The organism is Pseudomonas sp. MN1F (assembly GCF_009391885.1).
In the GTDB taxonomy this organism is placed as follows: Bacteria; Pseudomonadota; Gammaproteobacteria; order Pseudomonadales; family Pseudomonadaceae; genus Aquipseudomonas.
Window position 1 is genome coordinate 1 of the sequence record NZ_VZII01000056.1, and the last position, 12782, is coordinate 12782.

Sequence of the window (12782 nt, forward strand, 5' to 3'; positions counted from 1 at the left end):
GCGCTCTACCAACTGAGCTACGCCCACCATATTGCATTACAGCCTTACTTGCTTGCCCAAGCTGCCTAAATGGCGCACCCGGCAGGACTCGAACCTGCGACCATCCGCTTAGAAGGCGGATGCTCTATCCAGCTGAGCTACGGGCGCTTAAGCTTGAAGCCTAACCGAACAAGCCGTTAACAGGTAACTGCCAAACCACTCATTCTGCCCGACCTCGCCAACCAGTGCTAGGCTGTGCCCGACAAGTGCGGCGAATCTTATAGGCGAGCCTACAGGTCGTCAACACCTTTCTCCAAAAAATTTAAATTATTTAAGGGGTTAGAGGATTTGCCCGACCACCCGCCTTTGCCCTTGGGCGATGTCGTGCGAGAATGCGCCCTCTTTATTGTTCCTTTCTCGATGGTTAATCACGCGTCTATGACTGCACACCTAATCGATGGCAAGGCGATCGCCGCCAACCTGCGCAAGCAGATCGCTCAACGTGTCGAGGAGCGTCGCCAGCAAGGCCTGCGCACGCCAGGCCTGGCGGTGATCCTGGTCGGCACCGACCCCGCCTCCCAAGTCTATGTCTCGCACAAGCGCAAGGACTGCGAAGAGGTCGGCTTCATTTCCCAGGCATTCGACCTGCCCAGCGAGACCACGCAGCAAGCGCTGACCGAGCTGATCGATCGCCTCAACGACGACCCGGCCGTCGATGGCATCCTGCTGCAGCTGCCGCTGCCAGCACACCTGGACGCCTCGCTGCTGCTCGAGCGCATCCGCCCCGACAAAGACGTCGACGGCTTCCACCCGTACAACATCGGCCGCCTGGCCCAGCGCATTCCGCTGCTGCGCCCGTGCACGCCAAAAGGCATCATGACCCTGCTGGAAAGCACCGGTCAGGACCTGTATGGCATGAACGCGGTCATCGTTGGCGCGTCCAACATCGTTGGCCGTCCGATGGCCATGGAGCTGCTGCTGGGTGGTTGCACCGTGACCGTCTGCCACCGCTTCACCAAGGACCTGGCCGGCCACGTCGGCCGCGCCGACCTGGTGGTCGTGGCCGCCGGCAAGCCGGGCCTGGTCAAGGGTGAATGGATCAAGGAAGGCGCCATCGTCATCGATGTCGGCATCAACCGCCAGGAAGACGGCAAGCTGGTCGGCGACGTGGTCTACGAGACCGCCCTGCCGCGCGCCGGCTGGATCACGCCTGTTCCTGGTGGCGTCGGGCCGATGACCCGTGCCTGCCTGCTGGAAAACACGCTGTATGCGGCCGAAGAGCTGCACAAGTAATACCGCGTGACATGAAAACGGCACCTCTGGCAGGTGCCGTTTTTTTTGCCTGGGGTTCACCACCGGCAGCACAGCCGATTCGGCTGCCAGCAGCGCAAAATCAGCCGCCCCCGCTGCCAGCCGGCCCTGTTTCAGCCAGCATCGCCACGCTCCGCGCCCGACAATATTTCCAGAGCCCTCACTGGAAGCGTCGCCGCAAGGAGACCCGTCATGACCCGCTATATCGATGTGCAAAACCTCGCCCGCCTGGTCAACCGCAAAGGCCTGGCCACCTGCCTGGTGGAGATGGCCGAGTACATTCGCCAGGACTACCTGCGCTGGCAGGCCTTCGAGAAGTGTGCCCGGGTGGCCAACCACTCCCCCGACGGGGTCATCGAGCTGATGCCGGTGTCCGATGCCAGCTTGTACGCCTTCAAGTACGTCAACGGCCATCCAAAAAACACTCACCATGGCCTGCCCACGGTGATGGCCTTCGGCACCCTGGCCGATGTCGACACCGGCACCCCGCTGCTGCTCAGCGAGATGACCCTGACCACGGCGATCCGTACCGCCGCCACCTCGGCACTGGCAGCCCGCTACCTGGCAAGGGCGGACAGCCGCTGCATGGCGCTGATCGGCAACGGCTCGCAAAGCGAGTTCCAGGCCATCGCCTTCAACACCCTGGTGGGCATTGATGAGATCCGTCTGTACGACATCGACCCAGCGGCCTCGGCCAAGCTGGTGGCCAACCTGGCCGGCCGCCCGGGCCTGAAGCTGAGCATCGCCAACTCCGTCGCCGAAGCGGTACGTGGCGCCGACATTGTCACCACGGTCACTGCCGACAAGGCCTATGCGACCATCCTTACCCCGGAGATGATCGAGCCGGGCATGCACCTGAACGCCGTGGGCGGCGACTGCCCAGGCAAGACCGAGCTGCACCGTGACATCGTTGAAAAAGCGCGAGTGATCGTCGAATACGAACCACAAAGCCGGGTCGAAGGCGAGATTCAGCAGATGCCCGAAGATTCACCGGTGGTCGAGTTCTGGCAGGTGCTCGCCGGGCTTGCTCAAGGCCGCGAACACGCCGAGCAGGTCACGCTGTTCGATTCGGTCGGATTTGCCCTGGAGGACTACTCGGCCCTGCGTTATGTGTTGGATACTGCGCGCATGCTGGGCATTGGCCAGGACATAGCGCTGGTGCCGCAACTGGAGAACCCGAAAGACCTCTATTCGCTGCTGCAACCGCGCGTGGTTGGCGTACGCTCGATTCACCAGGCAGACACTGCCTGCGCCTGATGCACCTTGGGGCCGCGCAGCGGCCCCGGTTTACGCCTACCCTGTCCATGCCCTCTTCGGAAAGAAGCCCTGCGCATGGACACCAAGGACGCCAATGCCCCACCGCTGGACCGCATCGACGAAGCCATCATCGATGTGCTGCGCCACGACGGCCGCATCACCTTCGAAAAACTCTCGAACCTGGTCCACCTCACCCCACGCCCCTGCCTGGAGCGGGTGCGCAAACTTGAAAGGCGCGGCGTGATTCGCGGCTACGGCGCCATCATCGACCTGCAGAAGCTCGCCCCGGGCCTGTCGCTGCTGGTGCTGGTGGCGTTGTCCAACCAGAGCGGGCGCGCTGCGCAAAAAGCCTTCGAAGCCACCATGCTGGCTTGCCCGCAAGTCTACGAATGCCAACTGATCAGCGGCCACTTCGACTACAGCCTGCGCCTGCGCTGCCGTGACATGGAGCACTACCGGGTGCTGAGCGAAAGCTGGATGAATGACGACGCGTTGCACATCGACAAGCTGGTGGCCCATCCTGAGCTGGCTTCGATCAAGTGCATGGCGCCGCAGCCGTGAGCACGGATTGATCGTACCATTGCGATGGTTGCCGATAGTCCCTTGCCCAAGCCACCACCTCACCCGCCGGCATCGGCCGGGCAATGCAATACCCCTGCGCCAGCTCACAGCCCAACGCCATCAGCACCCGCCCATGCTCGACACTTTCCAGCCCCTCGGCGATCACTTCGCGACCAAAGGCCCGTGCCAGGCCGATCACCGCGCCCGCCAGGGCCAGGTCATCCTGGTCATGGAGAATGTCACGCACGAACGACTTGTCGATCTTGATGGTCTGGGCCGGCAGGCGCTTGAGGTAGCTCAGCGACGAGTAGCCGGTGCCGAAATCATCCAGGGAAAAACGCACGCCCAGCGCCTGACAGGCTTCCAGGCAACGGCTGACATGCTGCAGGTTGTCGATCGCCACCGACTCGACGATTTCCAGATCCAGGTACGCCGGTTCAACCTGCGGACATGCCGACAGCAACAGCTGCAAACGTTCCACGAAGTCACCACGCTGCAGATGGCGAGCCGCAATGTTGACGCTCAGCGACCAAGGCAGCCCCTGTTGCCGCCATTCCTGCAGGCGACCCAGTGCCTGTTCGATCACCCATTCACCGATTTCCACGATCAGGTCGGTCTGCTCCACCAGCGGCAGAAACTCCCCCGGCGGTACCAGCCCACGCCCCGGACGCTGCCAGCGTAACAAAGCCTCGAATCCCAGCACCTGGCCACTGCGCAGGTTGACTTTAGGCTGATAGTACAGACACAGCTCGCCCTGCCGCAGCGCCCTACGCACCCGGGCCACCGTCTGGTGAGTGGCCTTGAGCTCCTGCTCCTGGGACACATCGAATACATGGTAGCGGTTACGGCCACGCTGCTTGGCCACGTACATGGCCTGGTCGGCATGGCGCACCAGGGTGTCGGCGTCCTCATCGTCCTGGGGGTACAGCGTTACGCCAATGCTGGCACTGAGCAACACGCTCTGCTCACGGATCACATAGGGTGCGGCCAGGGCACGTAGCACGCCTTGCAAGGCAGCGTGCAACTGCTGGCTGCAGTCGACGTGACGCAGGATCAGTACGAACTCGTCACCTGACAACCGCGCCACCGCGTCACCGCCGCGCAAGATAGCCTTGAGTCGCCGCGCCACCTCCACCAGCAACAGGTCGCCGACAGCATGCCCGTAGCCGTCGTTGACCGCCTTGAAGCCATCCAGGTCGAGCATGCATACCGCCAGGGGGGATTCTTCACGGCGGGAGAACGCCAAGGCCTGATTGAGCAAGTCGGACAGGTAGGCGCGGTTGGGCAGCCCGGTCAGCACATCGTGCCCCACCCGCCACTGCAGGGTATGCAGCAGCTGGCGTTTTTCGGTGACATCGAAGCGGATCGACACGTACTTGCGCACCTTGCCCGTGGCCGGGTCGACCAGCGGCACCATCGTGCTGTCCACCCAGTACAGCGAACCGTCCTTGGCCCGGTTGCAGATTTCCCCCTTCCACACCTTGCCCGCCGCCAGCGCGCGCCACATGCCAAGGAAGAACTCTGCCTCGTGCAGACCAGAATTGAGAATACGGTGATTGGCTCCCAGCAACTCCTCGCGGCTGTAGCCGGAAATGCTGCAGAACTGCTGGTTGACGTAGGTGATGCACCCGCGCAGATCGGTCTCGGAAAAAATCGCGGCCGCATCCACAGCCGCACGATAAATGTCGTCCATCAGCATCCTGCCTCTCAGATTGAGCGCTCCACGTTGCTCGACCGGCGTTACCGGCAGGTTGAGGCACACGATGAGACTCCATTCGTTCGAAATACCAGGAGCCTGCTTGTCGGTGACTTCCCAGTCAGGCGCGAATTCTACGAACTCAGCCACATAAAGCAAATAATCCTTACGAATCATAGCGTTATGAAAAATATCCAGATTCGGCCGAGGGCTGGCAAGCAGATTGCTACGTCACTTCAGGGATTGGTCGACGCTTGGAGCATGGCCCGTGCATGGCCCGCCAGGCTCAGCAGCGGTATGCACCGAACTAGAGCCCAGCAGCCACCAATGCCCCACAACTGGTCAGACCGGTAAGGCCAAAAACCCTTGCAATGTCGGATTTTTCGCGCTTTTATGACTCGGCGCTGAACAAACCGGTAAGACCACAATAATTAAGTCCTGCGCTCTTTCGCCCCGTGCGGCACCGAAGCAAGGACACCGATCTGAGATCTCTCCCATGCTCAAATGGTGCTCGCGTTCGATCTTCCTGCAAGTTGTGCTCGGCCTTGTCCTCGGCATCGCCTGCGGCCTCAGCTTCCCCGACCTGTCCCTGCAGCTCAAACCCCTCGGCGACGGCTTCATCAAGCTGATCAAGATGCTCATCGGCCTGATCGTGTTCTGTGTGGTGGTCAGTGGTATTTCCGGTGCCGGCGACCTGAAGAAGGTCGGGCGCATCGGCCTGAAATCGGTGATCTACTTTGAAGTGCTGACCACCATCGCCCTGGTCATCGGCCTGGTGTTCGCCTTCAGCAGCGGCATCGGCAGCGGCGCCAACATTCACCTCGACCAACTGTCCAGCGCCGACGCCAGCAGCCTGGCCGAGCGTGGCCAGCACATCCATGGCGCCACGGCGTTCTTCATGGACCTGATCCCGACCTCGGTGGTCGGTGCCTTCGCCGACAACAACATCCTCCAGGTGCTGCTGTTCTCGGTGCTGTTCGGCAGCGCGCTGAACCTGGTGGGTGACTCGGCCGCTGGCATCTCGCGGCTGATCAACGAACTGAGCCACGTCATCTTCCGCATCATGGGCATGATCGTGCGCCTGGCGCCGATCGGCGTGTTCGGCGCCATCGCCTTCACCACCAGCAAGTACGGCCTGGAGTCGCTGCAGCACCTGGGTGGCCTGGTGGCGCTGTTCTACCTGACCTGCGCCGGCTTCGTGCTGATCGTGCTGGGTACCGTGATGCGCGTGTCGGGCCTGAAGCTGTTGCCGTTCATCAAGTACCTGCGCGAAGAGCTGACCATCGTCCTCGGCACCGCGTCGTCCGACGCCGTGCTGCCACAAATCATGCGCAAGCTGGAGCACCTGGGCATCGGCAGTTCCACCGTCGGCCTGGTCATCCCTACCGGCTACTCGTTCAACCTCGACGGTTTCTCCATCTACCTGACCCTGGCCATCGTGTTCATCGCCAACGCCACCGGCACGCCACTGGAGATGACCGACCTGCTGACCATCCTGCTGGTGTCACTGGTGACTTCCAAGGGCGCTCACGGCATCCCAGGCTCGGCACTGGTGATCCTCGCCGCCACCCTGACCGCCGTGCCGGCGATCCCGGTGGTGGGCCTGGTGCTGGTACTGGCGGTGGACTGGTTCATGGGCATTGGCCGGGCGCTGACCAACCTGATCGGCAACTGCGTGGCCACCGTGGCCATCGCCCGCTGGGAGAAGGACATCGACCTGGAACGTGCGCAGAACGTGCTCGATGGCAAACCCGGCTTCGCCCCTGCGCCACGCAAGCAAGCCAACCCCCATCAACAGGAATTCTGAGCGAACGTGGCCGGCGCTGACGCCGGCCCTTGCAGGAGCGAACCGTGATCAGCTCATCGACCGTCGTCAACTCAGTGGTGGCAAAACTGCGCCAGGCCCTCGCCCGTGGCCAGTGGCGCTCCGGCGACATGCTGCCCGGCCAGCGCGAACTGGCCGAGCAACTGGGCATCAGCCGCCCCAGCCTGCGCGAAGCGGTGACCGTGCTGGAAACCCTGGGCCTGGTGCGTGCGCTGCCGGGCAAGGGGGTACTGGTGCTGGATGCCGAGGCTGCTGCCCAGGACCCGGCCAGCGAAAGCGCCGCAGCGGCCAGCCTGGCCGACGTACTGGAACTGCGCTACACCCTCGAACCGTTCATCGTCGGCCTGGTCGCGCAATCGGCCAACAGCCAGGACATCGGCCAGCTGCGCCTGACCCTGATGGACATGCGCGAAGCCCTGGAAGCCGATGACAGCGAAGCCGGATTCAAGGCCTACATCGCCTTCCACGAGGCGCTGTTCGCACTGACCACCAACCCGATATTCCAGAGCGTGGTGCAACAGACCGGCAATGCCCTCAAGCAGAGCGCCAGCATGCTGCGCAACTCGCCCGAGCACCTGGCCGCACGGCTCAAGGAAAACGAAGCCGTGGTGCGCGCCATTCGCGAACGCAACAGTGCCCAGGCCAGCGCCCAGATGCGCCAGCACATCCTCGCCGAAGGCCAGCGCATGGGCATTCACCTCAACATCCCGGACGACCAGCCCGGCCAATGACCCCTGGAGAGCGACCATGACCGCCTGCGCCCACGCCGCCCCCCGCCTGCCTGCCCTGCTCGCCGCCGGCGAGACTCGCCTGTCGGCCGAGCAGATCTACCCGCGCCTGTTCGATGCGATTCTCGAACAGCGCCTGCCGCCGGGCAGCCTGTTGCCCGAACAGGCCCTGGGCAATGCCTTCGGGGTCAGCCGCACGGTGATCCGCCGGGTGCTCGGCCGCCTGTCGGACCAGCAAGTGGTGGTGCAGCGCCCCAGCCACACCGCCCACCTGGCCGCACCCGACCCTGAGCAGGCGCGCCAGGTGCTCAGCGCCCGGCGCCTGGCCGAAACCACCCTGATCAGCCTGGCCGCGCAACGCGCACGGCCAGCGCAGATCCGCCAGCTGCGCCAGCTGGTCGAGCGCGAGCGCCAACACCATGAGCGTGGTGAGCGCTGCGCCGCCATCCGCCTGGGTGGCGAGTTTCACCTCAAGCTCGCCCAAGTGGCGGCGAATGCCCCGCTGGCGCGCTTCCTCAATGGCCTGGTGCCAATGACCTCGCTGATCATCGCCCGTTATGAATCGCCTTGCTGTGACCACTGCGCCTGGGAGGAACATGCGGCGATCATCGATGCCGTGGAGGCCGGTGATGCGGGGGCGGCGCTGGCGTTGATGGATGATCATCTCGACCGCCTGGAAGACAAGCTCGACCTCGACTGAGCAAGGCCGATGGGCTGCACGGCAGCCCCCGGAGCCGCGCCCTATACTCGGATGACCACCCAGCCTCTATTCCCCGCGAGGCAGCCGAGTGAGCCGACGATTCCTGGTTCTAGTGTGCCTGTTGCTGGCCATCGCCGGCTGCGCCGGAAAACGCTCGCCTCCCCCGCCGCCTCCAGCGGTGCTTGACTCCGCCACCTGGCAGCGTATCGACCAGGAACTGATCGAGGCTTCAGTTGGCGCCGCCGGCTCTGCCAACGACTATGCCCGGCGCTCGATGCGGGTGTGGAAGGAACAGGTGCAACAACGCACCGAGCAAGACTTCATCCCCTGGTTCACCGGCTACTGGACTCAGCAATGGCTGACCATGAAAGTGGCCTGGTACAAACTCGACAGCGGCGAGGGCCGCGAGCCGGCGGAAAAGCGCCTGGCGCTGTACCTGCAGGAGCAGTACCACGAGCGGGTGATCGAACCGGTGGCCGAACAGATCAACCCCGAGGGCATCCGCGATCGTGCCTGCGAGCTGTACGTGCAACTGCTCGGCCAGCAACTGCCGGCGATCATCCAGCGCTACAACGCTGCGCCCGAAGCATTCAGCCAGCGCCTGAACCGCATCCCGGCGATCAACCTGGGGCCACCGCCCGCGCGCAATGCCACGCTGTATCAATTGCTGCGGGCCAAGTCGCTTGAACAGCAACCGGCCTGGCTGGCGTTGCGCGAACACCTGCACAAGCAGGCCGCCAAAGGCCCCGGGAGAACCGACGTGGGCTTGTCGTCCGTGGCAACCAATGCCAGCGAAAAGCTCGGCGCCACCCTGGCCCCGCGCGGCGTCGCCAGCGCCGTGGCCAGCGCCGTGGGCAAGGTGGCCGGGGCAATGATCTCGATAGCGGCGACCGGCTACGGCATCATGTCCCACAACCGTGACCAGCCGCAGATGGTCGAGCAGTTGCGGGTCATCCTCAATGTTGCGCTCAACCAGGAGTGGCAGGAGCTGATGGAGAACCGCCAGAGCGGCGCCCTGGCGGGGGTGTACTACCTGTCGGGGCAGGTCGAGGACAGCCTGCTGGCCACTGCGCCGCAACCGTCCATGGAGCAGCAGACGCAACAGCGACAAGCACCTGCACCACAGGAACCCTTGCTGATTCGCCTGCCTTAGCCTCCCGCCCTGGCAGCAGCCATGGCCGAAGTCGGCAAGCCAAAGATCCGGTCGAACGCCCAGTTGTAGGCGAAGGTGTAGCACGGGATCAGAATGATGAACGCCAGGTCCACCACAAACGCCTCCAGCAGGCTTATGTCCAGCCACCAGGCAATCAGCGGAATCAGGTACACCACCAAGGTCAGCTGGAAGCCGACGGCATGCACCACCCGCCGCGCCACGCTGCGCCCACGCTTGGCCTGGCGGCTCTCCCAATACTCGAACACGCTGTTGTAGACCAGGTTCCAGAGCATGGCGATGGTGGTGATCATCACCGCCAGAGGCCCGGTGTGCGAAGCCTGGGTGTCCGACAGGTAGGCCAGCCCCAGCGTCGACATGCACAAGCCGATCAGTTCATAGAAGGTCACGTAGACCAGTTTGCGTTTGACGCCCTGCACGGGTTACCTCATGTGTCGAATTGCGATGAGGCGCAAGGATGATTCAATCTGCTTGACAGAAAAAGTCAGCCGCTTTCAGATTGACTGACAGGAGGCTGACATGAATTTTTCCAGCGACAACATCCAGCTGTTTCTCGCCGTGCTCGACCGCGGTTCGTTTTCCGCTGCTGCCCGCGCCCTGCAACGGGTACCTTCGGCGGTGAGCATGGCCATCGGCAACCTTGAAGCCGAACTGGGCTACACCTTGTTCGAGCGCGGCTCACGCGAGGTCCGCGCCACCGCCCAGGCCCTGGCCCTCGAACCCCACGCGCGGCTGATCGCCGAGCAGCTGGGCTTGCTGCAGGTACACGCACTGGAGCTGTCCCAAGGCCTGGAAAGCAACCTCACCCTGGCCGTGGTCCCGGATATCGACCACCGCCCGCTGCTGGCCGCCATTGCCAGCCTCGGCGCACGTTACCCGCTGCTCGACATCCAGTTGCTCAGCGCCCCGCAGGAAGAAGCCCTGCACCTGCTCGACAGCGGCCGCGCCGACCTGTGCCTGGCTTTTGCCGGCCTGCAGGTCGATGCCCGTCGCAGCTTCCAGCACATCGGCATGGAATCGCTGGTGGCCACCTTGTCGCCCACCCACCCGGCCCTGCTCGAAGGCCGTATCCACTACCTCGAAGACCTGGTCAATGTGCGCCAGATCCTGGTCCGCAGCCGCGACCTGCCATTGCTCGACCCACGCCCGCTGATCGGCGCCACACACTGGTCCACCGACAGTTTCGACCTGGCCCTGCAGATGGTCGAAGCCGGCCTTGGCTGGGGTGACCTGCCACTGGCCCGGGTCGCGCCGCTGGTCGCTGCCGGGCGTCTGGTGCGCCTGCAATTTCGCAACACCCGCAACGAACTGCAGCTGCCGATCCATGCCTTCTGGCGCAAGCAGCAGCCGTTGCGCCAGGGCGCTCGCCTGCTGATCGAACTGCTGGCCGCTGGCTAGCCCACCGTCCGTCGACCTGAGCGGAAGAAAATAGCTAAGTGTTTCAACCTTTTACCAAGCAAGCCGATAACACGTAGGACAGGACTCGCCTTAACGCCACAAGCACGCGGCGCCCCTTCCATCCTTGGCTCAAGGTCTCGAAACATGAACCTGAAATTTCGCCACAAGATCCTTCTCAGCGCCTGCGGTGTCGTGGTGCTGGCCTTTGCGCTGTTCACGCTCTACAACGATTACCTGCAACGCAACACCCTCCGCCAGAACATCGAATCGTCCGTGCAACAGGCTGGCGCGCTGACCGCCAGCAGCGTGCAGAACTGGATGAGCGGGCGCATCCTGGTGCTGGAAAACCTGGCGCAGGACATTGCCCAACAAGGGGCAGGAGAGACCCTGGGCGGGCTGATCGAGCAGCCTTCCTACACGCGGAACTTCCTTTTCACGTACTTGGGCCAGGCCAACGGCGTATTCACCCAGCGCCCTGACACACAGATGCCGGCCGGCTACGATCCCCGCCAGCGGCCGTGGTACAGCAGTGCGGTGAGCGCCGGCCAGACCGTGCTCACCGCCCCCTACCAGGGCGCGGTCGGTGGCTTGATGGTGACCATCGCGGTACCGGTGAAAAGCAAGCGCAACGGCGAGCTGATCGGCGTGGTCGGCGGCGACCTGACCCTCGACACCCTGGTCGAGATCATCAACTCGGTTGACTTCGGCGGCATCGGCCACGCCTTCCTCGCCGACAGCAGTGGCCAGGTGATCGTCAGCCCGGACAAAGACCAGCTGATGAAAAACCTCAAGGACATCTACCCCGGCAGCGGCCTGCGCGTGACTGCCGGCATGCAGGACGTCACGCTCAACGGTGAGGAGCGGCTGATCTCGTTCGCCCCGGTCGCCGGCCTGCCCTCGGCGCAGTGGTACATCGGCCTGTCGATCGACAAGGACAAGGCCTACGCCGCACTCAGCCAGTTCCGTACCTCGGCGATCATCGCCATGCTCATCGCCGTGGTCGCCATCGCCGTGCTGCTGGGCCTGCTGATCCCGGTACTGATGCGCCCGCTGACCACCATGGGCCGCGCCATGCGCGACATCGCCGAAGGTGAAGGCGACCTGACCCGCCGCCTGGACGTGCAGCACAAGGACGAATTCGGCGAACTGGCCAGCTCGTTCAACCGCTTCGTCGAGCGTATCCACAGCTCGATCAGCGAAGTCTCTTCGGCCACCCGCCTGGTGCACGACCTGTCGGAAAAAGTCATCGACGCCTCCAACGCCTCGATCATCGGCTCCGAAGAGCAGAGCATGCGCACCAACAGCGTGGCCGCGGCCATCAACCAACTGGGCGCCGCGACCCAGGAAATCGCCCGCAATGCGGCCGATGCCTCGCAACATGCCAGCGGTGCCAGCGAGCAGGCCCATGGCGGCCGTGAGGTGGTCGAGCAGGCGATCAACGCCATGACTGCGCTTTCCCAGCGCATCAGCGAATCGTGCGAACAGATCGAAACCCTTAATGCCAGCACCGACGAGATCGGCAAGATCCTCGACGTGATCAAGGGCATTTCCCAGCAGACCAACTTGCTGGCGCTCAACGCCGCCATCGAAGCCGCCCGGGCCGGTGAGGCCGGGCGCGGCTTTGCCGTGGTCGCCGACGAGGTCCGCAACCTGGCACACCGCACCCAGGAATCGGCCGAAGAAATCCACCGCATGATCACCAGCCTGCAGGTTGGCTCGCGCGAGGCGGTGCACACCATGAACACCAGCCAGGTATCGAGCGAGCAGACCGTGCAGGTGGCCAACCAGGCCGGCGAGCGCCTGGCCAGCGTGACTCAGCGCATCGGTGAAATCGACGGCATGAACCAGTCGGTGGCCACCGCTACCGAGGAGCAGACCGCTGTGGTCGAAAGCCTGAATCTGGACATCACCCAGATCAACGCGCTGAACCAGCAAGGGGTGGTGAACCTCAACCAGACCCTGCAGCATTGCGATGCACTCGCTCAGCAGGCCGGGCGGCTGAAACAATTGGTGGGGAGTTTCAGGATCTGAGGAGGGCCTTTGTGTAGGGTTTGAGGTTTTTGTTGGGGCAGATATCGAGCGCCGCCCGCGCGGCGCATCGCGAGCAAGCTCGCTCCTACATTTGTTGCAACGTGGCCATGCCTGTGAGGCCATGG

General features: G+C 63.7%; 11 protein-coding genes and 1 tRNA gene. 9 read left to right on the forward strand and 3 right to left on the reverse strand.

From position 1 onward, the window contains the following. Positions 1–70: 70 nt before the first annotated feature. Positions 71–147 (reverse strand) — tRNA-Arg (locus F6X59_RS24730). A gap of 270 nt (positions 148–417) precedes the next feature. Here F6X59_RS24730 and folD point away from each other — a divergent pair. The 3 genes from folD (at position 418) to F6X59_RS24745 (ending at position 3108) form a co-directional block, all read left to right on the forward strand. Continuing rightward, positions 418–1272: a bifunctional methylenetetrahydrofolate dehydrogenase/methenyltetrahydrofolate cyclohydrolase FolD gene (gene folD, locus F6X59_RS24735; RefSeq protein ID WP_054883547.1), complete on the forward strand. Its 855-nt coding sequence runs from the start codon at positions 418–420 to the stop codon at positions 1270–1272. A gap of 210 nt (positions 1273–1482) precedes the next feature. Then, positions 1483–2547 carry an ornithine cyclodeaminase gene (locus tag F6X59_RS24740; RefSeq protein ID WP_152958747.1) on the forward strand — a complete coding sequence of 355 codons (1065 nt, stop codon included), beginning with the start codon at positions 1483–1485 and terminating at the stop codon, positions 2545–2547. Between the two features lie 75 nt (positions 2548–2622). After that, complete coding sequence (locus F6X59_RS24745) at positions 2623–3108, forward strand: Lrp/AsnC family transcriptional regulator (RefSeq protein ID WP_152958748.1); 486 nt, start codon at positions 2623–2625, stop codon at positions 3106–3108. On the opposite strand, the gene F6X59_RS24750 is transcribed toward F6X59_RS24745, so the two are convergent. Further along, positions 3083–4801: a bifunctional diguanylate cyclase/phosphodiesterase gene (locus tag F6X59_RS24750; RefSeq protein WP_152958749.1), complete on the reverse strand. Its 1719-nt coding sequence runs from the start codon at positions 4799–4801 to the stop codon at positions 3083–3085. The genes F6X59_RS24745 and F6X59_RS24750 overlap by 26 nt on opposite strands. 499 nt (positions 4802–5300) lie before the next feature. Between F6X59_RS24750 and F6X59_RS24755 the strand changes: the two genes are divergently transcribed. From F6X59_RS24755 to F6X59_RS24770, 4 genes are all read left to right on the forward strand, one after another. Further along, positions 5301–6611, forward strand: coding sequence for a C4-dicarboxylate transporter DctA (locus F6X59_RS24755; protein WP_152958750.1), 1311 nt, complete (start codon positions 5301–5303; stop codon positions 6609–6611). 44 nt (positions 6612–6655) lie between these two features. Beyond that, entirely contained in the window at positions 6656–7360 is a 705-nt protein-coding gene (locus tag F6X59_RS24760) for a FadR/GntR family transcriptional regulator (protein WP_372240516.1), read from the forward strand. Positions 7361–7376: 16 nt separating this feature from the next. Next, positions 7377–8057, forward strand: coding sequence for a GntR family transcriptional regulator (locus tag F6X59_RS24765; protein WP_152958752.1), 681 nt, complete (start codon positions 7377–7379; stop codon positions 8055–8057). Between the two features lie 88 nt (positions 8058–8145). Then, a complete protein-coding gene (locus F6X59_RS24770; RefSeq protein WP_372240518.1) occupies positions 8146–9210 on the forward strand; it encodes a hypothetical protein in 1065 nt (354 codons plus the stop codon). Here F6X59_RS24770 and F6X59_RS24775 read toward each other — a convergent pair. Further along, entirely contained in the window at positions 9207–9647 is a 441-nt protein-coding gene (locus tag F6X59_RS24775; RefSeq protein ID WP_372240520.1) for a PACE efflux transporter, read from the reverse strand. The two genes, F6X59_RS24770 and F6X59_RS24775, sit on opposite strands and share 4 nt — an antisense overlap. 100 nt (positions 9648–9747) lie before the next feature. Between F6X59_RS24775 and F6X59_RS24780 the strand changes: the two genes are divergently transcribed. Next, the gene (locus F6X59_RS24780; protein WP_152958753.1) at positions 9748–10626 is read left to right on the forward strand and encodes a LysR family transcriptional regulator; all 879 of its coding nucleotides are present in this window, start codon (positions 9748–9750) and stop codon (positions 10624–10626) included. A 144-nt stretch (positions 10627–10770) separates the two neighbouring features. Next, positions 10771–12657, forward strand: coding sequence for a methyl-accepting chemotaxis protein McpA (mcpA, locus tag F6X59_RS24785; protein ID WP_152958754.1), 1887 nt, complete (start codon positions 10771–10773; stop codon positions 12655–12657). Positions 12658–12782: the final 125 nt, after the last annotated feature.